General features: G+C 42.0%; 16 protein-coding genes. 4 read left to right on the top strand and 12 right to left on the bottom strand.

What is annotated here, in order from left to right:
- Window positions 1-11: 11 nt before the first annotated feature.
- The 9 genes from AABK37_RS15590 to AABK37_RS15550 all read right to left on the bottom strand — a co-directional run bounded on the left by AABK37_RS15590 (window position 12) and on the right by AABK37_RS15550 (window position 9,245).
- Window positions 12-1,559: a hypothetical protein gene (locus tag AABK37_RS15590; RefSeq protein WP_432552470.1), complete on the bottom strand. Its 1,548-nt coding sequence runs from the start codon at window positions 1,557-1,559 to the stop codon at window positions 12-14.
- A gap of 88 nt (window positions 1,560-1,647) precedes the next feature.
- Window positions 1,648-2,853, bottom strand: coding sequence for a DUF4407 domain-containing protein (locus tag AABK37_RS15585; protein ID WP_432552469.1), 1,206 nt, complete (start codon window positions 2,851-2,853; stop codon window positions 1,648-1,650).
- A gap of 56 nt (window positions 2,854-2,909) precedes the next feature.
- The gene (locus AABK37_RS15580) at window positions 2,910-3,158 is read right to left on the bottom strand and encodes a hypothetical protein (RefSeq protein WP_432552468.1); all 249 of its coding nucleotides are present in this window, start codon (window positions 3,156-3,158) and stop codon (window positions 2,910-2,912) included.
- Between the two features lie 96 nt (window positions 3,159-3,254).
- Window positions 3,255-3,662 (bottom strand): hypothetical protein, encoded by a 408-nt coding sequence (locus AABK37_RS15575; RefSeq protein ID WP_432552467.1) that lies wholly within the window; start codon window positions 3,660-3,662, stop codon window positions 3,255-3,257.
- 119 nt (window positions 3,663-3,781) lie between these two features.
- The gene (locus AABK37_RS15570; RefSeq protein WP_432552466.1) at window positions 3,782-4,045 is read right to left on the bottom strand and encodes a type II toxin-antitoxin system mRNA interferase toxin, RelE/StbE family; all 264 of its coding nucleotides are present in this window, start codon (window positions 4,043-4,045) and stop codon (window positions 3,782-3,784) included.
- A 139-nt stretch (window positions 4,046-4,184) separates the two neighbouring features.
- Window positions 4,185-6,572, bottom strand: coding sequence for a type IV secretory system conjugative DNA transfer family protein (locus AABK37_RS15565; RefSeq protein WP_432552465.1), 2,388 nt, complete (start codon window positions 6,570-6,572; stop codon window positions 4,185-4,187).
- A gap of 192 nt (window positions 6,573-6,764) precedes the next feature.
- Window positions 6,765-7,178, bottom strand: a complete 414-nt coding sequence (locus tag AABK37_RS15560) for a hypothetical protein (protein WP_432552464.1) — start codon at window positions 7,176-7,178, stop codon at window positions 6,765-6,767.
- 627 nt (window positions 7,179-7,805) lie between these two features.
- Window positions 7,806-8,510, bottom strand: coding sequence for a DUF3102 domain-containing protein (locus tag AABK37_RS15555; RefSeq protein WP_432552463.1), 705 nt, complete (start codon window positions 8,508-8,510; stop codon window positions 7,806-7,808).
- A 156-nt stretch (window positions 8,511-8,666) separates the two neighbouring features.
- Window positions 8,667-9,245, bottom strand: a complete 579-nt coding sequence (locus AABK37_RS15550; protein WP_432552462.1) for a hypothetical protein — start codon at window positions 9,243-9,245, stop codon at window positions 8,667-8,669.
- 181 nt (window positions 9,246-9,426) lie between these two features.
- Between AABK37_RS15550 and fxsT the strand changes: the two genes are divergently transcribed.
- The 4 genes from fxsT to AABK37_RS15530 all read left to right on the top strand — a co-directional run bounded on the left by fxsT (window position 9,427) and on the right by AABK37_RS15530 (window position 15,133).
- Window positions 9,427-12,339, top strand: coding sequence for an FxSxx-COOH system tetratricopeptide repeat protein (gene fxsT, locus AABK37_RS15545; protein WP_432552461.1), 2,913 nt, complete (start codon window positions 9,427-9,429; stop codon window positions 12,337-12,339).
- A gap of 605 nt (window positions 12,340-12,944) precedes the next feature.
- Window positions 12,945-13,802, top strand: a complete 858-nt coding sequence (locus AABK37_RS15540; RefSeq protein ID WP_432552460.1) for a mobilization protein — start codon at window positions 12,945-12,947, stop codon at window positions 13,800-13,802.
- The gene (locus AABK37_RS15535) at window positions 13,783-14,511 is read left to right on the top strand and encodes a DUF6753 family protein (RefSeq protein ID WP_432552459.1); all 729 of its coding nucleotides are present in this window, start codon (window positions 13,783-13,785) and stop codon (window positions 14,509-14,511) included. Before AABK37_RS15540 ends, AABK37_RS15535 begins: the two co-directional genes overlap by 20 nt.
- Window positions 14,504-15,133, top strand: a complete 630-nt coding sequence (locus tag AABK37_RS15530) for a hypothetical protein (protein ID WP_432552458.1) — start codon at window positions 14,504-14,506, stop codon at window positions 15,131-15,133. The genes AABK37_RS15535 and AABK37_RS15530 overlap by 8 nt, the downstream gene beginning before the upstream one ends.
- A gap of 201 nt (window positions 15,134-15,334) precedes the next feature.
- On the opposite strand, the gene AABK37_RS15525 is transcribed toward AABK37_RS15530, so the two are convergent.
- The 3 genes from AABK37_RS15525 to AABK37_RS15515 form a co-directional block, all read right to left on the bottom strand.
- Complete coding sequence (locus tag AABK37_RS15525; protein WP_432552457.1) at window positions 15,335-16,882, bottom strand: group II intron reverse transcriptase/maturase; 1,548 nt, start codon at window positions 16,880-16,882, stop codon at window positions 15,335-15,337.
- 636 nt (window positions 16,883-17,518) lie between these two features.
- On the bottom strand, window positions 17,519-17,833 hold the full coding sequence (locus AABK37_RS15520; protein ID WP_432552456.1) for a hypothetical protein: 315 nt from the start codon (window positions 17,831-17,833) through the stop codon (window positions 17,519-17,521).
- A 97-nt stretch (window positions 17,834-17,930) separates the two neighbouring features.
- Window positions 17,931-19,403 (bottom strand): hypothetical protein, encoded by a 1,473-nt coding sequence (locus AABK37_RS15515; protein ID WP_432552455.1) that lies wholly within the window; start codon window positions 19,401-19,403, stop codon window positions 17,931-17,933.
- Window positions 19,404-20,213 lie beyond the last annotated feature (810 nt).

Genomic DNA, 20,213 nt, shown 5'->3' with positions numbered 1-20,213 from the left:
CTTTTCAATTTTTACCCTTTCAAAACTAAAGCCGCAGCCTTGTCAAACTGTCCACGGTCTTTTTGATAAGTCATTTCTGGTTCAAGAAGCCACACAAGCCAGCTTGTTAGCGTCACCAAATATAGAATGATAAGAAATGTTGAGACGTGTTGCCCTATCAAAAACCACACCATTAACTCAAAAAAAGCGGCTCCCGCTTGATAGGTTGATAGTAACATTGACAGTGCAAACCAGCGTGGGCATGGTGATAAAGACTGGTGAGAATGAGATACTTGACTTGACTGCCGCATTTCACTCCAACAGTCAATCAGTAAAAAAATCAAGCTGGAAGCCAATGCGATCGCCAAAATAGCCTTCAACGTAAAAAACAGAATGTAGTGCGTAAACCACAAAGTCCCCAGCGCTATCAGCAAAATACCCCCGGTAATTCCTGCTAAAATAGCGCCAGTGAAGCAGCCAAAAATCATGGCAGCAATTCCGCACCAAACCAATATCATTTCCAAGCATAGCACCGCATTGAACGCCATTCTCTCCACTGCTGGCAGAACAGTTGATGTTTCACAAGCGAAGGCAAAGGAAAGAGGGACACAAGAAACATTTTTCAAATGTTCTGTATACCACTGAAATCGGTGCAGAATATGCAACAAGCTTTGCATACCAGGTATCTGTTTTGACAAGTAATTGTCGATGAGCATCAGATCCGTATTGGCAAAGAACATGCCAAAGAATAAAACGCTTACAACCGCCAGCATAATCAAACTGGGAATAGGAATAAATTTTATCGGTTTTAGGGGCGTAATCGGAAGAATGTTAACAAAGCTGCTGTGAGCTTCGGCAGCATTATAGAATCTTGGCAATGAACCTTGACCGGATAATTGGTAAATTCGTTGTAAAAACTGTGGGTTAAAATGCTTGATGGTTTCACCAAAATGGTTTTCAATAGATAATATTTGGGATGTAACATTGCCAGATAAAACTTTCAAAACAATGCTCCCTAATCGAGCTAGGTCATAGCCCCAAACTTCTGCATTATCGACTTCCTCCCCCATTTCCCGGTCTGGAAGACCAATATTTAACATGGAGACTTTAATAGTTTGGTCTGACAAATGGTGGATAACGATATCACCAGCATTGAGAGAATTGTGAAAGCAGGGAGGGTTGAGCGATTGTCCGTAAACGAGAATTTCCAATACCTGAACAATTATGCTATGCAGTTGAGGGAGGGTTAGGTGAAACCCTTTCTCGAAGCTTTGTCCCGGCTTATATTCTTCCATAATCAAGTAGCTGCCAATGTCTTCTCGACCGGGTTCAAGGTGTAGAAAGTAACCGTAACATCTGGGAATTCCGGGATGCTGTAACCGTAGCCGTTGGTTATAACAGGTTTTAACTGTTTTCTCTACTTCCTCTGCCTGTTCACAGCCAACAAAACGATATTCCCTCAAAACAACGATTCTATTGTGTTTTGTGTCTTGAGCAAGCCAGACAGTACGATTCTCATTGAAACTAGCTTCTATGTTTTTAAGAATTTGAAGGTTACGAGCGATAAGGTTCAAAGTCATCTCATTGTCCGGTAATATTTTTTCATGAGGTATCGTTCCCTGTGGAGTACACAGGGAATGACATGATTCGATAGGTTACAAAATGCTGTTACCAGCCAACTGTTTTGGAAATTTCAGTAACAGGGGAAATTTCAAAAGATGGTTGTAAGACAGTAGGACTGGTTTCAGGTGAAGCTGGGGGTGTAGGGGTGTCGTTGATGGTATTCTCAATACTGGTTGCAATCCGGTCAGCTATTGCAGAAGTCAATTTTGCTTGTCTGGCTGTAAATTCTGGTGAATTTTCTAAGTCGCGGATAACCACTTTCAAATTTTGGAGGGTGGCAACTACCACCTCAGTGTGAACTTTTTGGCTAACAATTTCCTGAAATTTCTGTTCACGTTGAAAGTTTCTTTCAATTTGAATCTGATTGAATTTCAAAGTTTCCTGCTGAAAATGTATGCTCGTTTGTTCATTGTTTTCCAATTTGGCATCATAAATCCCGTAGGGGCTTGACATTTTGGCAATGATTGGCAGGATTTCTAAAGTAATCAACATCGCTTTCAACCAATAAATGTTTTGGCGAATCTGCGGGTTTTTGTTCATTAATTCTTCTAGAATCATCATTTGCTTTAACAAGCCCAGATGTTCAATTTTCAAATTATTCATCTGATTCTGTTTTTGACTGATGCTGTCAGAATTTGTTTTGACTAATGCTTGTAAAGTGACTTTTTGAACTTCATAAGAAGCAGCCCGTGCTTTCCTTTCTGGAATCACTGAAGCTAAATCTTTGGTCTGTTCAATATTGAGAGTTTTTAGTTGTTGACTGAGTTTTTTATTTTCCTCGTTCAGCCTTGAAATTTCCTGACGCAGTTCAATTTTCTGCTCGTCTTGTGCTATTGCAAAAATCTCTAGACGAAAAATACCAAGTTCTATGGGAATTGATGTTAAGACTCCGATACAGGAAGCTAAACCAATCCGCATTAACGGTGAAACAAATTGTGTTATACGTTCCCGACCTTTGATAGTTTTCTTTTTGTGTGTTGTTGTTAGAAACAATCGGTCAATTGTGAAAATAACCCCTGCTCCCCACAACGCGCCAAGCGGAACGGCTGCTATCAGTGAAGCACTTACACTGAAGACTGCATAACCAAAAGAAAGTGTAGCCGTGCTGGATGTCACTAAAACTGCCGCTCCCACCGTAACAAATTTATTTGTTTCAGCGGGAAAATTAACCTGTGCCAGTAACTTTTTATCAACGGCAGAGAGGGTTAATAAAAATTCATTGATGGTATTCTTGTTGCTTTCGTTAGGCATGATTAGAAATTGCCAAAATAGATTCAGCAAGGTAGACAATTAAGAGGAAAAAATTTTCAGGGATTGTCAGCAGGAGGCTTGATGTTGTCAGAGTCACACTGACCAAAATTCAGTCCAAATTCTCGATAACAAGCAGGTTTGGCTGTTTGTTTATTGCCAACGATTACCACAGCTAGTTGGTATAGAAAGGGATTGCTGTGCGCTGTAAAACCAAGTCGAAAACAGAAAACAGCGAACCAACATAGAAAAAGAACAGTCAGCACAATGTTCAAAATGTTGCTAATGATTTTCAGAGGATTAATCATTTGGTTTTTAGGGAAACATTGTCACGACACGCCGGGGAATGATAAAGAGTCGTGTCAAGCAAAAAATTGCTTAACACGACTTTTGATAAAGATTTATCAATCTTTGACTTTATCGATGCTGGCTTCTGAAATTTGAGTGCATTCTGTCACCAGTTCAGAGGTATGTCCAAGTGCATATCCGACTACAAAGGAGCCATAAACAAGGGTTCCAGTTGTTAACAAGAAAAACAGGCTATTGATCGCCAAGTTTATAATTTTGTGAATGAACGATTGCTTAATAGCGAACTCTGGGGAGAAGTCCCGTCTGGACATCCTCAACAGTAGCTGCCCCCAAAAACCACGTTGGAGCGCTTGTAAAATCTGGATGGCTTTGATAACATCTTCAATCGGCTCCTCATGTGCAGTTTTATAGGCTAATAAGGTTTCGAGATGGCGGAGTTGCTGCTTTCTGTTCGTTTCCCAATATGCGTATTGGAAAAACTGTTCGTCTTGTTGTTCGTACATTTTTGATTTACTGAGTATCGAAAGGTCAAAATTAACTGAAACAGAGTAGAGGTGCAGGCTAGGTAAGACATGACCCAGCAGCATCTATGTTGTGAATCACAACACGTAGAGCCAATTGATTAATGGATATCTGAATAGCTACCGCACCTAAGCAGCCAGATGGTGTTTTGGTAAATTTGATAGCAAAGCAGCCAATTTGAAGAAACGTAAATCTCAAAGCAACCGGGACTGCCTAGTAAATGACGTTTCCGATGATGCGGCAGCGGAATATCTTGGCGCAGGGCATCTAGAACCCTTTCCAGCTTTTCAAAGTCAACGCAGCGACGGCGCAGGCGGCTAAGATCGCAACGATAGGATTTAGTAGAATTTAGAATGTATTTCATGCTTTGCCTCCTTTTGACAGATAAACAGGAACAAGAAATTAGGGATGGCACAGTGCCATCCCTTAAAAAGTCAGAGGATTATTTGGTAAATTTTGGTTTCGTGTGCTATCAGCCTCCACATAGCTGAAGACACATTCATTTACCTTTCTGGTGGTTTTCGTTGCTGTTGCTTGGATTGCCTTTTAGCGTTACGGGAACGTAAAGCAGCTAGTCGCGCTTGACGCTTTTTGTGGGTATTTGATGAAACCCCATTTGATGGCTTTGGCGCAAAACCTCCACCGTTCTGTACGTTGCTGTTGCCGCTTTGGATTTCCTCTTCTTCTGAAGATTCTTCCTCCGTTTCTGCTAAACTGCGTTCCCATGCAAATTCCTCTTCTTCGGTGGTGTCTGGAGGATTGGTGGTCTCTGGTTTTTGATACGACTGTTGAAGCTTTTGTAAGTATTTTTGCTGCTGAAGCTTCAACATGACGGAGTGGATCTTTAAACGATGATAGTCAGCCTCCGCCCAAGGTTGTAGCCATTGCCACTCGTCCGGTGTAGGGATTACACCGGGACAAGATTCATCAGGGGGAATCAAAAGGTGTTTTAGCGTTGCCAATGGATAAGTGTGTTTGTGAATATGGCGTGCTACATAAAATCCTGAGAGACCGATTTTTAACTTGGCAGATATTGCTGGGAGTTGTGATTCAAATTCACTGGCTTGAACTGCTTTGACGGTTGTAATTGTTTCCCCCAGAGCAGTCTTGGTCCCCCATCCAATGAGTCCAAATAACGCACTATTCCAATCCCAATTAGAGGTAGTTCTCCGTAATTCCACGTCTCCAATTAGACGCGAAGCCCATTCTTGGGATTCCGGTATCGTAAATCTGAGCAAAGCTTTGTGCGTAAATTGACCAGCAATGATTTCCGCTTGGTTTGCGCCATAAGCTACTTTGAGTTGCAAAACGTCTTGTACGGCTGCAATCAGACATACAGACCGTCCTCGACCTTCTGTAGCCAATTGTTCCAAGCAGTTCATGTGGAAATTACCGAGCTCGTCAATTACAACAAAATTTTCAGCATTCCCTCCTTTGGCTTGGCTAGGTTGGTTCATCAAAAGTTGCGTGAATTGACTCAGGAGAAGATTATTGACGGCATTCAAAGTTACCTTGGCTCGTTCATCCCTACCTAAGACAATCACTGCATTTTGGGACATGAAATCTTTGATACTTATTCGTCGTCGTGCGCTGGCTTTTTCCCATAAAGCAGCCAGGATTTGTAGTTGACCCGTTTGCGCTCGTATTGTTTGAATTACTCCAGCTAAGGTTTTGTCTGTTTTTTCCAGTGATTCATCTAAGTAATGGCTGGTTCGCAGGTCACTCCGTAGAAGGGCTACTAAGGTGTTTTCGTTAGAGAATGCTAAAATTATATCCCTTAGTGTCCATTTACACGGAGCATTCAGCATGTAAAATTCAATGATCCCCTTGAAAAGTAGCCATGCACAGTTTTTCCAAAAGCTATCACCTTTGTCGTTTGCCATTGGCTCTAGTATTAGACTATATGCTAGAGCCTCGGCATCAGCAGGGGCTGTACAGTCTTGACTGATGTCCCAAGCAACACATCGTTGGTCAAAAGGATTCAGAATATATACGGGCGTACTTAGTCTCATACCTTGCAGCAAAGGTAATGTTTGACGTGTAGCATCGTATATAATCATGCGCCCAATACCGGAATTCAGCACCTTGACGACATCCTGAAGCAGAAGACGAAGATTCAGTGTTTTTCCAGAGCCGGTGCCACCTGCTATCAAGAAATGCGTAGTTGCCTCATCTAAAGGTATGTTTAAATTCCCAAACAGCAATGTGGGTTCGGGATTCTCCCTCAGCATCTGGCGATAAGGGCGATTAGCCTGAACATCCGTGAGAATGACAGTGCCGCGTACTACCGTGTCGCCATCGTGTTTTCCGATCAGCCACTTGCGGAAAAAATGTCGGGGAACAACGAGAACCACCGGAACGGCAAGTATGAAATGCACACCGTAAAGGACGGAATACATTAGAATCTGGACGAGAAACAGACCCCAGTATTGTCGAATTAAGCGATCGCCTAAAAACACAAAGTGGAGTGTATACCAGTTTTGACAGAACCAGTACACAGATGCAAATATCACCGCCATGCGCCAATTGTTTCGCGCACCATCAACAAAAGCTTGCAATTGATTGTGGTTTTCAGTTGGTTGGCAAAATATAATTAACAAACCGATACTCAACCAAATTGCTAGGATAAGTGCATCCGATCCAAGTTCGTCCATAAAACATTGGATACCAATGATAATGGCGATGATTAGTACAACTACGCAAAAAATTTCTATGTCATAGCTGGATGGATTTTGTTGAGGAGTTGGTAATTTTTGATTGTGTGTCCAAACCAGTATAAAAATAGTCCAGACACTTAAGACTCCTGCGGTAGCCCATAGATTTGGGCTGAAGGAATCGAAAGTTTTCTCAATGTCGTCATAGAGTATGCGATATTTGGTTTTAAGGTTCATAGGCAATGCCCTCAATGCTCATGACTTGCACCTGTCGCTGCATGTGGCAGCGGCAAGAAGCAAGTCGTGAACACAAAGGTGCATCAACCAGATATGAAATTTGGTGGATAGTCACACAAAAATTTCAAAAGGAAAGCCGTTACAATGAGGTAACGGCTTCTTCTGAAAGCGAGAATCATTTCGGATTGCTAGTTAATTCCGAAAATATGAATCGCAACTTGTGCCTCTGGCAATTCTTTGTGAATATTGTGAGATGCCGGGAATTCCTTCGGGATAAGCGACACCAATTGCCCGGTTCCACGCAGAAGTCGCTACAGGTGGGAATGCTTGATAAAAACCATTTCGCCACTTTTTGACGTGGTAAAAGTTGTTCATTTTACACTCACTGCACCAGAAGGACTCCAACCACTCGTCTTCGAGATAGCAAGGAACTTTCGCTGCTGCCAGATGTAAAATGTTATCCCGCGATCGCTCTTGTTGTCTGAAGGTTGGGACATCTTCGTATAAAGTGGTCAATCGGTACTTTTCTCCGGTACTTTGGAGATGGCAGCCATGTATCGGGCATGAAATTTTACGTCGAGAATGGCGTTTGCGTTTTCGAGGCATGATAAATTCTCCGATCCTTAAACAGTAAAAGTTTGAGGAAACCACATGGCATTGAGTGTGATCACATTCCTATCGGCAGACCATCGACCCAATGCCAGGGTCAAAAAGCAGTTATTTGATTGATGAGGAAAATTTTCTTGCAAGAAAAATTGAAGTTAGTTGATTTTTACTGCTAGCAGCGCATTACATCGATGGTTTCGTGTAACCGAATTAGGTGCAGGTGGCACTACAGTTTTTCGTGTTACATCTATGTGTTAACTCGGTTAGCACTTTCAAAAAATTCTGGCAGAAACTTTTTGATAAATGCTCAATATTAGAGCCTGACAGACAAACAACAAATTCAATAGAACTAAGTCGTTGCGGTTTGTAACTCCTGATTTACTTGGTCAGTGATCTGCTCCCGTTGTCCATCAACGATTATTGAGCTTTAGAAATAAATTCCCAAAAGCTTCGGTTGCATTAGATTACGGAATTGAACATATAGATGTTCTTGCCGTAAATCGTTGTGGTTTTTGAAGTTTTCACCTTTTGTTGTGCTTAACTTTGAACCCACATTCCGCAGATGATAGGAATTTTTTCCCTTTAATAGAGCGGTCTAAAATCGCTGAAACATTCTTCCTACTTAGGTTAAGAAGTTGGGCAAAATGTTGATAACGTTTTTGCGACAAGGTGGGAGGTATTGTATACCACCTGTTCGCTTTGGTCAAGCAGCGGAACTATCTGTTTTTGAACTGCCCCAGCGTGAGGGAAATCTTGACGAATGTGGGTTTCGAGGTCATCAATCATTTTTCGGGTTTTTTCAAGTTCCGCAAAAAGTTGAGGTATCCGTGTGGCAACTGCGGATGCTTTCCAGCTAATGCGTTTGAAGTGAGCCAGATCCTGACGGGTCTGTGAGAGTAAGTCTTTTAGTCCCGTAACGGGAGCAGCACCAAGTAATCCATTTTGATTCTTTGCATCGCTGGTTTCAAACCCTTCTTTTTGCGCTTTTTTAGCACGAATACAGTTGAGCGCGTCACCAAGCAGTAAATCGGAAAAATTTTCCGTTTTAGAAATCCACTCCCACGACTTAGCGATCGCGATGTAGTTCCGCGCTGTGCGGACAGTGAAAGGAAAATTTCGCTCTACCCAAGCTTCCCAATTGCCATGCTTGATGTGGGGTCTGGCTTCATTGAGTAGATCACCAAGTCGCTTCGCATGAAGAAGTGATTTTTTGATGCTTTCTTCAAGTTCTTGAAACTCCTCTTTAATAAGAGTCTCAATATCGGTAAGCGAGCAGCATTTTAACGGAGTGGTTTCGCCAGCAGAATGATGGTATTCCATAAATTTGTACAAAAAATTTGTCTATTCCTAGTCGTCTCATCTGACTTGAGATCAATGTACCATCAGACATTGGCTGGTGCGTGGGACGAAATGGGACGAAATGGGATGAAACTAATTTCAAGTAAAAATTAATTTATTTTTGATAATGATTAAAAGTTCAATTACTTTTTATAAGTCACATTGCAAAAGTTGATTCTTCCAGAGATTATATATAATCTCTTCTTCAAGTTCCTGTCGGTAGGACTCTTCCGAATCGGGAGATAATTTTTGAGGCTGATCCTCTTCGTTACTAGCCTCTTGTTGTGTTCTTTCCTTAAAAAAAACCTCTCCGCTATAAACTTCCAAAATACAATCAGCAAACTTAAGATGTTCCGTGATGTAAGTTGTATCATCAACTTTCTTCAATTCTAAATGGGGGCGCATCCAATCTGACTCTCCGTGTGATAACCATCGGTGAAGTGGAACGTTTTTGGCTTCAGCCTTTTCTAAAATTTTTTGTTTGCTTTGTAAAAGCTGCCCATCAACATTTTCGTTTTCTATTAGATTGCCTGTGACCTCCAACATTTTTTTGAGGAAATTTTGCATAACACGTCTAGTTCCACCAAATTCGAGATATTCTTGAGCTACACTGTCTAAATCTTTACCTTGTTTGTTATAAATAAATTTTGCAGTTTCATAAGTAGCCTCACCTACATCACGACCAGCCCCATAGATTCCGTGAAAAATATCATCAACACTTTTTGGCATGACTATCAATCTTTCTACCTTTGATGGCTTGTGAAGCGTTTAGAAGCCATATCTGCTTTCTGTAATTAAAATTAATAGTAATACTTTATACACATAAAACAATAAGAAAAGTTGCTTGGTATTTAAAATTGTTTTTTTCAATGATACAATTGTGTCACTTAACCTTTTTGAGGCTTGAAAAATGGGAAAGGAAAGACCCCACCTCAACAGCAAAGGAATTGAAGAAGCAAAGATTCAATTAAATAAAGCACTAAAAAATTCATATAAAACAAAATTCTGTCGGGATAAGGGTTTTGATATAAAAACACTCAATAAATTTTTGAATGGTGATTCGATTGAGCCAGGAGTCTTTATAACAATATGTGACGCACTTCACTTAAACTGGGAGGAGGTAAGTAGAGAGGAACCCGAAAGCGATCGCCCCTCATACTCTATACCCTACTCAGGTTCTAACAACTTTGTAGGAAGAGAAGACAAACTCGAACAATTAAACCAGGCATTACATACAAAAGGGTGTGTGGCTATATCTGCTGTGGCAGGGATGGGTGGAGTCGGTAAGACAGAAATAGCGATACAGTATGCAAGACGACATGAGACTGATTATCCAGGAGGATATTGTTGGTTAAACATTAGGGGATCGACTTTAGCATTAAAATTGTTGGAATTTGCCCAATTAAAAGGGATTAAAATACCAAAAGAGTTCGCGGGAACCCCACTCACACTTCAGCAGCAAGTGGATTGGTTCTGGCGAAACTGGAAACCACCAGAAGGACTGACGTTGGTGGTATTAGATGATGTTACCGAGTGGGCAGATTGCATAGAAAGCTTACCAAATGAAAATCGCTTTCGCATATTAATAACAACACGCCTGCAAAATTTAGATAAGAATATAGTTAAAGAAATACCTCTGCACGTACTGTCACCGGAGAATGCTTTCAAACTTTTGACAAATATACTGAGTCAAACAGATCATTGGATTGAAGAGGAACTTCAAGCTGCTCAAGATTTATGTCGCCGATTAGGATATCTCCCTTTAGGCTTGGAATTGGTGGGGTATTATATATCTGACGATCCAGACTTGACCATAACTGAAATGCTCAATCGATTAGAGGCAAAGGGTCTAACCGATGAAGCGCTTGAGCGTCACCAAGCAACGGCAAGTCCTGCACAGCTAGGTGTAAAGAAAGCATTTGATTTAAGTTGGGAAAAGTTTGATGCAACAACACGTCTTGTAGGTCAATTGTTAAGCCTTTTTAACCCAAATGAAATTTTGTGGGAGTCTGTAGAATCCATAGGTAATTCGCTGGGTTGGGAAAAGACAGATATCAATAAGGCGAAAAATCAACTTTATAAGTTTCACTTTGTTCAGCCAGTCGAGAAAAAACGTGGTTATTACCAGATTCATCCACTGATTCGTGATTTCTTGCATATAGAACTGGAGCATTCAGAACAAGCAGGTGACATCAAACGCAATTTTGTACAAACTTTTGTGGCGCTTGCTAAGACAATTCCTGATTCACCAACTCAAGATCTAATTACAACAGTGAAGGAGGCAATCCCTCATTTAGAAGAAGTAGCAAAAAAGCTTATTAATATTGTTGAGAACAAGAATTTAATTTGGGTTTTTAATGGATTAATAAACTTTTATGGAGGACAGGGTTTGTATGCGTCAGCACAGCCTTGGTGTGAGAAGTGTTTAGCAGAAGTGCGATCTCACTTTGGCGAAGAACACCCTGCTGTCGCTGCCAGCTATATCTATCTGGCGAAACTTTCCGAATCCCAAGGACGCTATAGTGGCGCAGAATTATTGTATAAAAAGGCACTTTTACTTTTTCAACGGCTTTTTGGAGAAGAACACCCCCATATAGCCACCAGCTATACTAGTCTGGCAGCACTCTACAAAGGCCAAGGACGCTATAGCGAAGCCAAACCTTTCTATCTAAAAGCACTTTCACTTTTTCAACGGCTCTTGGGAGAAGAACATCTATATGTCGCCACCAGCTATATCAATCTAGCAAGCTTTTACGATGCTCAAGGACACTATAGCGAAGCCGAATTTCTATATCAAAAGGCACTTTCACTTTTCCAACGGCTCTTAGGAGAAGAAAACCCCCATATCGCCACAAGTTATAGCAATCTAGCAGGACTCTATAATGCTCAAGGACGTTATAGCGAAGCCGAAACTTTGTATCAAAAGGCACTTTCATTAAGACAACGGCTCTTAGGAGAAGAACACCCCGATGTCGCCATCAGCTATAATAATTTGGCAGAACTTTACAAAGACCAAGAACGTTATAGCGAAGCCGAACTTTTATATGGAAATGCACTGCCGCTATTACAACGGCTGCTGGGAGAAGAACATCCACTTGTTGCCACCAATTATAACAATCTGGCGCAACTTTACGCATTTCAAGGACGCTATAGCGAAGCCGAACTTCTATATCAAAAGGCACTTTCATTAAGACAACGGCTCTTGGGAGAAGAACACCCCGATGTTGCCACCAGCTATAGTAATCTGGCGGAACTCTACAAAGCACAAAGACGCTATAACGAAGCCGAGCTTCTAAATCAAAAGGCACTGCGGCTATATCAAAAGAACTTGGGAAAAGAACATCCCTTTATCGCCACTAGCTATAACAATCTGGCGCAACTTTACGCACTTCAAGGACGCTATAGCGAAGCCGAATCTATGTATCTAAAGGCACCATTGCTTTTCCAACAGTTACTAGGAGAAGAACACCCCGATGTTGCCACCAGCTATAGTAATCTGGCGGAACTCTATAAAGCACAAAGACGCTATAACGAGGCAGAACTTTTGTATCAAAAAGTATTTTTCATAAGACGACGGGTCTTAGGAGAGCACCCTGATATTGCTTTGACCATTAGCAATGTAGCAGAACTTTACATATTCCAAGGACGCTATAGCGAAGCCGAATCTATGTATCTAAAGGCACTCATGTTATTCCAACGGCTTTTGGGAGAAAAACACACTAATGTCGCTATCATCTACAACAATCTGGGGGAATTATACGAAGCCCAAGGACGCTATAGCGAAGCTAAATATATGTATCAAAAGGCATTGTCGCTATTGTAACAGCATATGGGAGAGTAGTATTTCAATGTCGCCACTATCTATATCAATCCGGCGGAACTCTATCCATCCTAAAACATTATGGCGAAACCGAATTTTTGTATTATAAAGGCAATATAAATGAGCGATCATTTACGCTTCTTACAAAAAATACAAAGAGGCAAAAATTCATACTTCCAAGCATTAAAAATTTTTAGAAAAATAATGAATATTAATAAAAGCGTTACGACGTTGTAATCAACATTTCCGAATCCCAAGTACACCAATCCCCCTTAAAACTAGTATAATTCTTTGTAAGATGCCCTGACAAGCTCCCACCCAGCAATCGGGTAGGAAACAACATTTTGAGCGAACCCCTGTTGTGGCAGACAGGATTCAGCTACGTGCAGTGCTAAAAAATAATGAATCAGACGGGTGACGTTGCTGGTAGGTGGCAGCCTTGATGGAGCCAGCGCGGTTCAACCCAAAGCATACTCATGTGGCTTGCTGTGCGGTATCCCTGAACAAGGGAAACATCGACGAACTTTGGATGGAACCACAAACGTGAGAGGAGGCAACTTTCTTCTCTTCCTTAACTGCAACCTAATCAAACGGTTGCCAAAAAGACGGTGGAACAGCAACGCATACCGCTTTGCCTGCAAAACCATTGCATATCCCCGATCAAAATTCTTTACGCACATAGCAGGGGAAGAAAATCCTGCGCTGCCTTTGATACTTGTTTCCTATCAAATTTTTCACACCTACCTATGCCAAATATCCATATATCGACGGGCGAAAAAGGGGGTGTCGGTAAGTCCATGTTAAATCGGACACACATACAATTTCTTCTTGACCATCACATTGATTTTCGAGCGGTTGAGACGGATAGAAGTAACCCCGACACCTACAGGCTCTACAAAGACGATGTAGACTTTATTCTCAGTGTTTTCTCTGAGTCCGACAGATTTGAAGATAGTGCCAACAACATCTTCAATAGCGGCTTGGAAAAACTGACCTGTATTAATACCCCCGCGCAAATATACCCCGCGCTTACTCAGTGGTTCGCCAATAATCAGATTCTGGAAATCGCCCAAGATGCCGGCGTAACGTTCTGGTTCTGGTTCGTCACCGATGGCGGCTATGACTCCCTCAACTTACTAAAAAAGACACTCGAATTCTTTGAAAACGGTGTCCGCTATGTTGTCGTCCGCAACGAAGGGCGAACTGATGACTTCGCGGCGATGGATAGCGACAAACAACTTCAGCGCCTGATGAAGAAATATGAAGCCAGCGTTATTACTCTCCCGAAGCTTCTGGGAAGTGTCTGGCGAAACCGCATGGACGCTGAAAGCCTGACTTTTGAAGCAGCCCTGTCCCATCCAGAATGCGGGTTAATTGACCGACAGCGCATCCGACGGTTCCTCACCACTTCCTATGAAGCCTTTCTCGCATCAGGAGCATTCAGCGATGTTATCCAACCAAAGTAACGGTGGCAAACCGGAAATGGATCTCCTTGACAAAGTGCTGGCAGACAAGCCCCCAGAAGTGAAAGCACGGGTGCTGGAGGTGGTGTACCGTCTCGGTATCTCCCCCAAAGATGAATTATTTCTCGTGATGCTGGCACTGGGGTATCTTCAAATACTTATCCAAGATAGCCCCAAAGAATGGGAAGATTTGTTTCTCGACTTCAAAAATGAGCTAGACCAATGGACAGACAGCAATCTGGAAATTCTCGACAGCCTGGTGAGGAAAGCGGAAACCGAAGAGATGCTGGCGAAAAACTCGCAGCAGTTGGTAGCCGTCTTAACCAACTTAACCAACTGCTGCAATCAACTTATGACCGCTGTGCAGACATCAGGCTCCCGCAACTCGTCCTCGCTAGTGAACAACTTCTCTTTCCCGGACGAAATTCTCCACAAAATCAACGCCTTGCAGGAACAGAACGCCCAAGTGTCGCGCCTGCTCAACCATCTGTCCCGCAAAGGGAACGGTAAACCGTGGGGGAGGAGAATGCAGCTAATTTTCAGCATCACAACCGTTGTTGTGCTGACTTTCGGGTGGCACGTCTGGGGAACGGTGAGCGATACAAATTTACGGGCGCGGTGGATATTAGAGAAGGAAGTGCGCTCAGAATGCCTCACAGGACTCAAATCCAAGACCAGTAAAGAGTGCAGAGGAGTGCTATATCATGATTGACGTGCGAACATTGCCTAGCTTGGACAACCTCCCAGACAAGCACCAGCAAGCGCTGCTGGAAATCGTCAAACGCAAGCAGCAGGTGCGGGGAAATCAAACTGTGTTATTCTGGACGACACTGACCTTGGTCGGCTGCCTCGCGGCTGCGTTTCTGCACAGACAAGGGACACCTGTCACCAATTCCCGCAGCGAAGTTGCCCAGCAAGGGATTAATATCATCTTCAAAACCAACAACGCCTGTTACACTAAAATTGCTGGCGATCGCAAACCGGATATCGCAGAATTAAAAGGTGGTTTGCTGCGAGAAGAAGTTATACGCGGTATCTCCGTGTGTTTCCGTAACTCTGACGATGCCCAAAAGTATCTTCAAGCAGTGAACGAATGGGAGAGCGAAACCGCCTTTCGTTGGGACGACTTCTTGTGGATGCTCGTTCTTCGCGGGGGACTGGCAGGCGTTGCTTTAATCAGCTTTTGCGTGTGGTGGAGTTGTGTTTACAAACTCAGCCAAGCAAACGGACAAATCAAACTCAATTTTACGCAATTGGTACTTGCAGGAGTTGAACCTGTTGAGGTACGGTTTTTGTTAAAAGAACTGGATAGAGTTGATTGTAAAATTCCCTGATTTTTACTCGGACACCCGTTCACTAAAATGAACGGGTAAACATAGCATTTTACAACATTTGTCAGACTAAAAGCATAAGGGGATTCACAAACAATAGACAAAAATGGACAGCCTTGGTAGAGTCGATGGCGGGTATTATCCCGCGCACCTCTCTGTTAGAACCGGACGTGCGCCTTTCGGTGCATCCGGCTCCCGATATTCTTAGGGTTGTTCCCTTTTGCCCATATGGATATAATCGTGACAGGACTCATGAATAGCAATCAGATTTTTTGTCTTCCAGTTGCTGTGATTCCCGTCTATGTGGTGCAGATGTACTCGCTCATCGCTTGTACACTTTAAATCACAGTATCCACATGTATGGTTTTGCCTTTTTAAGGCTTTAGAGGTTTCCCCGTCGTAAAGCTTGCTGTTACGCTCGCTCCAGTAGGCGATGTCCCCGTCATAGGGGGATTTGTTGCCTTTAACATTGACGTGTTTGTTTTCGGAATAAGGAACTTTCGGGAACGCCTTATCTATCAATTGGGTTGTAGATTCTTTCGTTAATTTTGATTCCTTATTAAAAACTTTCCACGTTCTATGATTAATGTGCCAAAGTGAGAACCTTGACCCATCCATCTTACAGAACTTATGGTAGTTTCTCCATCCTCTAACTAATGGTGCTAATTTTTCAGCTTTTACATTAGAACCATAATTCGAGTTATTAACTATGGTTTTTACCTTCTGACGGAATTTTTTGAAGTTGTCCACTGAAGGGACACATCTAAATTTTCCGTTACTTTGCACTTTAAATCGCCAGCCAAGGAAGTCAAAACCATTTGTCGCAGCGGTTAGTTTAGTCTTTTTCTCACTTACTCTCATTCCTCTTTCGGCTAAAAACTGACTAATTTTTTCAAGTATTTTTTCTGCATCATCTTCAGGTCGAAGTAATATCACCATGTCGTCGGCATATCTCACGCTAGGTTGCTTGATTCTGCCCTTCTTGTCTTTATATTCGTGAACTTCTTCGATTCCGTTGAGTGCGATGTTGGCTAATAAGGGGCTTACCACACCACCCTGAGGGGTTCCTTGTTCTGGGAATTCAGGGTTGATTCCAGCTTTTAAGCATCGGAATATTCCTGATTTGATGCCTTTGGGGGCAATAAGTTTTTCCATTATGGTGGTATGGTTTATCCTATCGAAGCATTTTTCGATATCGAGTTCTATGACTCGTTTTTCTATTCCGTTTGCTTGGGAGCTTAAATTTATGAACAAGATTTTCTGAGCATCGTGTGCCGAGCGTCCCGGTCTGAACCCGTAACTCCTTTCGTGGAATAATGCTTCGTGCGCTGGTTCTATTGCTAGCTTTGCTAGGCATTGCCAAGCTCTATCCGCAATAGTTGGAATTTTGAGCATTCTGGTACTACCATCCTTTTTAGGGATAGGAATACTACGTAATTTTTGGTGTTTCCAATTATTACTGGATGCTTTAAGCAGTCCGTCTAGCTCGAAGCGTTCCTCAAAAGTGAGGGACTTTTTGCCGTCAATTCCTGCCGTTTTCTTTCCCGCATTTAGCTGTGATACTTGTCGAATCGCCAACAGTCTAGCCGCAGTGGATTTTAGAATAAGCTTCTGAAGGGACATTGCTTTACGCTTGTTTCCTTCTCGAATTGCTTTGAACACCCTTTTTTGTAGGCGGAATAAATTACGTCGGAATTTCTTCCAGGGTAATGTCTTCCATAATTCACTAGCCTGATGGCTGTGTCTAATCATACTCTGCTCCAAAGAATGTTTTTCTGAATACCTTGCAGCAATTACGCCGCATCCTACCCGAATCAAAGGGGTTCCGTATCTCGTCTTACCTACTTGGGGTTCGACCGTCCCAAGACCCTTGACTCGTTTTTATTCGTTCCCTCAGAAGATTGATTGTTCCGTTAGGTGGAGCCAATTTAACCATCAGAAACCCTAGGTTCTTGCTGCTATTCGGATGAAAATGCAGCGGGTTTTAACTCTGATAAAGTCAGGGGTTTTTAAGTTATGCCCTGCTTTACCCTTGGTCACTTTTCTAGGCTCTGTTTCACCGTGGGAACTCCCCCTTAGCGCCAGTGTAGACTCATAACAGTCTTCTGGTTGCGCCCTGTTCCCAGCTTCACTCTCCAAGAATCGAGCTTGGTCGGTGTGGGCAGATAAGGAGTCACGCCTGAACCTGGCGGGTAGGACTTGCACCTACATCTATCTGAGAGTTCAGCTATTGCTAGCTGGGTTGGTTATTTACGGGCTGATTACCGTGATTCTCCAACCAACGAATCGCACCATCCGAGGATATCGTGGGGTATCGCGGATCTATAAAACAAGGCTGTCCATTTTTGTCCACGTTCATTCCAAGGGAAAATAATCAGAAATCTAAGGTTATTCCCCTTCTATTTTTTTGTAATTTTGCAAAAGAGCCTGTTTTACAATTTCTGACCGACGCTGTTCTAATGGTTTTTGACTATTCTTGAAAAACTCAAAATCAATTTCCGCATCTGACATACCTGGGAAAAGACGCTGACGCTCCCGATGACGTAACTCTTCTAACAACTCCTCAAACCGTTCTTCTGTTTTAGCACCAGTAAACTTCTCGTATGCCAACACTGTTTGTTTATTGATTTCACGAGCTTGCAGAACCGATACACTGTTTTCTTGAAAACGAAGCGATACACCTAAATTATCAAGAGTATCCAATCACTTACCGAAAGGAGCGTGAAAAACGTTAAAAAGGTCAAAATTCATTCAAAATCACATATCTTTTTATCATTTGTAAAATACAATTTTCGGAGAGTCAAGGTTCTGGTTGATCATTAGGATTTTTGATATGATTCAGTCGCTCAGATGTTGACTGTCTAAATTCATAACCAAGTTTATCAAGCCGTGTTTCATCTCGCGGAATTAATCCTTTATCCATATTCTGTTTCAATTCGGTTGTAACTTCTGAAAAAATTGGATTTTTTTTCATTTCGTCCATAACTTCATTGACAACCTGCTGACCATGATTTTGGCTTTTAACGAAGCTTGCTTCATTAAGAGTATTGATAATCTCTTCCGGCTTGTGTCTGGCTAGAATCAGCCATGTTGTAATCTCTTTATCCTGTTGTTTGAAATCAAACTTTGAACTGGGAGTTCCCTCCAGTCTTCTTCCCAACTCAACTTGATATTCTTCCTTTGTTGTAAGTTTTAGATTCGGATTAGCCCGGTATTTTTCAAGTTTATCCATCGAGGCATTGTATACCTCCCTCATGTGCATTTCACTTGCGAGTTGAGCTTTGTGCCGGGTAACTTCAAGCTCTTTGGGTGTTAATCGTTCTCCTGATGAAATCTTGTTTGACAGTCGCAAATCTACCAATGTTTTATGCGCGTTCTCAAGTGAAGGTTCTTTTTGAACGATGCGCTCACTGATTGTCTTTAAATACTGTTCCTGCTGAACTTCCTTAAGTCCGGTTATGTAAGGGCTGTTTTGTTTGATGGCTGCGTTAACTTCTGACACTTCATGCCCATTTTTGTAAAGCCACTCAGCAGTTGTTTTTTCAAAACGGAGAATTCTGTCTGGATGCGATACGCGGTTCAAGTAATCTTTACCCAGTTCCTTATGTGCGGAGCTTAATGCAAACTGATACCCCTCTCCAGCCGTGCCGCTAAGATAGTTTTTAGGCAAGTTAGCTGACTTCTCTATTGCTTGAGTAACCAGCTTCACTTCCTTTTGATAGTTTTCAACAGAATCACCAGCCTTGGAAATTCTTGCCGCCAAGGTGGGGTGGTAAATTTCTTTATTAGGGTTCCCCAGAACTATACTGACTGACAGGGACAAGTCGTTTTTTAAAGGTTCTAACCTGTCTGCGTGAACGAAATATTTTGACTTACTCAATGCTGCTTGTTCTGCTGCTTGCTCCTCTACCTTATGAAATACTGCTTTTCCTGTCGTATGCTCGGCAGTTTTAGCCAGAGCTTTTTCTTTTTTATAAAAGTCGTAAAGATCCTCACCAAAACGGTAAGTGTCGTAAAGCCCAACACCTGCACCTACAACGGGCGCTGCTGGTCCGGTTGTAACAGCAACAGCTTCATTTCTTACTAATCGACCCGCGAATCTACCAGCAATTAATCCAACTTCTCTCCACCTGCTGAAACGTGGTGCAGTTTTCTCCTGACTCGATTTCGCTGACTCTCTTAAATCAATTGGATCTTTTTGTGCTGAATCAGTTAACTCTCTGATTTCTTCTTCTGATAAAGGTTTAGGGTCTGGAGGATTTTTCTCAGACATGGGTTTAGCCCTGACGCATTCATATCCTCATTGTAGAAAACAAACAGAACAACTGGATGCTCACCCAGTTTTAAAATGCAGGAATTTGGCGTTTTTAGGGGGGCAGGAGAGGCGACTGATGGTAAAGATGGAATTCGGTAGCCAGAATTACTAAAACCTCTGAGAGCCTCTTAAAATGGTATTTCTACAGATGTATCATTTTTTGAGGATTTCGGATTTTGTACGCAAGAGCAGAGCAAATTTTTATCCGGGTCAAACTCTCTTTTAAACCCCTCCTTAAACCCTTCTAATTTCCCCCGCTAAAGGGGCTTACGTTGAAAAATGGTTAGGGATAGCCTCCTTTTATCAAATGCTCTGTAAAGGCTTAAAAACAAGGTTTATGGCGATTTAACTTCTTTATCGAAGTATTATATTGTTTATTTATACTAAAAAGATAAATAGCAACTCCAGTGTATAATTTTTGAGATTTTCAAATTTATCATTCTGTTCATCAAATATTTATTAGATGAGATGTAAAATTAATATTTTGCATTTCAATAGCCAGTGAAACTATTGGTCAAACTTTCTGATTCGGCTCTATATATGTGTTTTTATAAATTGTAATTATATGTTCTGTGTAGTGTATTAATAATTAACCATAGTTCTTTATATGTACTTGTGTATAGCAAGCTAAAAGCCTTTCTAAGCGCCAGTTTAAGGGGCATCAGGGGGGAGTATTTTAGCGGTCGAAGGGGGAGTATTTTAGCGGTCGAAGGGGGAGTATTTTAGCGGTCGAAGGGGGAGTATTTTAGCGGTCGAAGGGGGAGTATT

The organism is Tolypothrix sp. VBCCA 56010, from assembly GCF_050875635.1.
In the GTDB taxonomy this organism is placed as follows: Bacteria; Cyanobacteriota; Cyanobacteriia; order Cyanobacteriales; family Nostocaceae; genus Hassallia.
The sequence above is the reverse complement of the archived record's forward strand: the minus strand, read 5'-3'. Positions and strand labels throughout refer to the sequence as shown.

Excerpts from the sequence above, each read along its gene's own strand:
- AABK37_RS15515 (WP_432552455.1), bottom strand. The coding sequence starts at position 19,403 with ATGTCTGAGAAAAATCCTCCAGACCCTAAACCTTTATCAGAAGAAGAA.
- AABK37_RS15570 (WP_432552466.1), bottom strand. The coding sequence starts at position 4,045 with ATGAAATACATTCTAAATTCTACTAAATCCTATCGTTGCGATCTTAGC.
- AABK37_RS15590 (WP_432552470.1), bottom strand. The coding sequence starts at position 1,559 with ATGACTTTGAACCTTATCGCTCGTAACCTTCAAATTCTTAAAAACATA.
- AABK37_RS15565 (WP_432552465.1), bottom strand. The coding sequence starts at position 6,572 with ATGAACCTTAAAACCAAATATCGCATACTCTATGACGACATTGAGAAA.
- AABK37_RS15550 (WP_432552462.1), bottom strand. The coding sequence starts at position 9,245 with ATGCCAAAAAGTGTTGATGATATTTTTCACGGAATCTATGGGGCTGGT.
- AABK37_RS15575 (WP_432552467.1), bottom strand. The coding sequence starts at position 3,662 with ATGTACGAACAACAAGACGAACAGTTTTTCCAATACGCATATTGGGAA.
- AABK37_RS15585 (WP_432552469.1), bottom strand. The coding sequence starts at position 2,853 with ATGCCTAACGAAAGCAACAAGAATACCATCAATGAATTTTTATTAACC.
- fxsT (WP_432552461.1), top strand. The coding sequence starts at position 9,427 with ATGGGAAAGGAAAGACCCCACCTCAACAGCAAAGGAATTGAAGAAGCA.
- AABK37_RS15525 (WP_432552457.1), bottom strand. The coding sequence starts at position 16,882 with ATGATTAGACACAGCCATCAGGCTAGTGAATTATGGAAGACATTACCC.
- AABK37_RS15530 (WP_432552458.1), top strand. The coding sequence starts at position 14,504 with ATGATTGACGTGCGAACATTGCCTAGCTTGGACAACCTCCCAGACAAG.
- AABK37_RS15535 (WP_432552459.1), top strand. The coding sequence starts at position 13,783 with ATGTTATCCAACCAAAGTAACGGTGGCAAACCGGAAATGGATCTCCTT.
- AABK37_RS15580 (WP_432552468.1), bottom strand. The coding sequence starts at position 3,158 with ATGATTAATCCTCTGAAAATCATTAGCAACATTTTGAACATTGTGCTG.
- AABK37_RS15560 (WP_432552464.1), bottom strand. The coding sequence starts at position 7,178 with ATGCCTCGAAAACGCAAACGCCATTCTCGACGTAAAATTTCATGCCCG.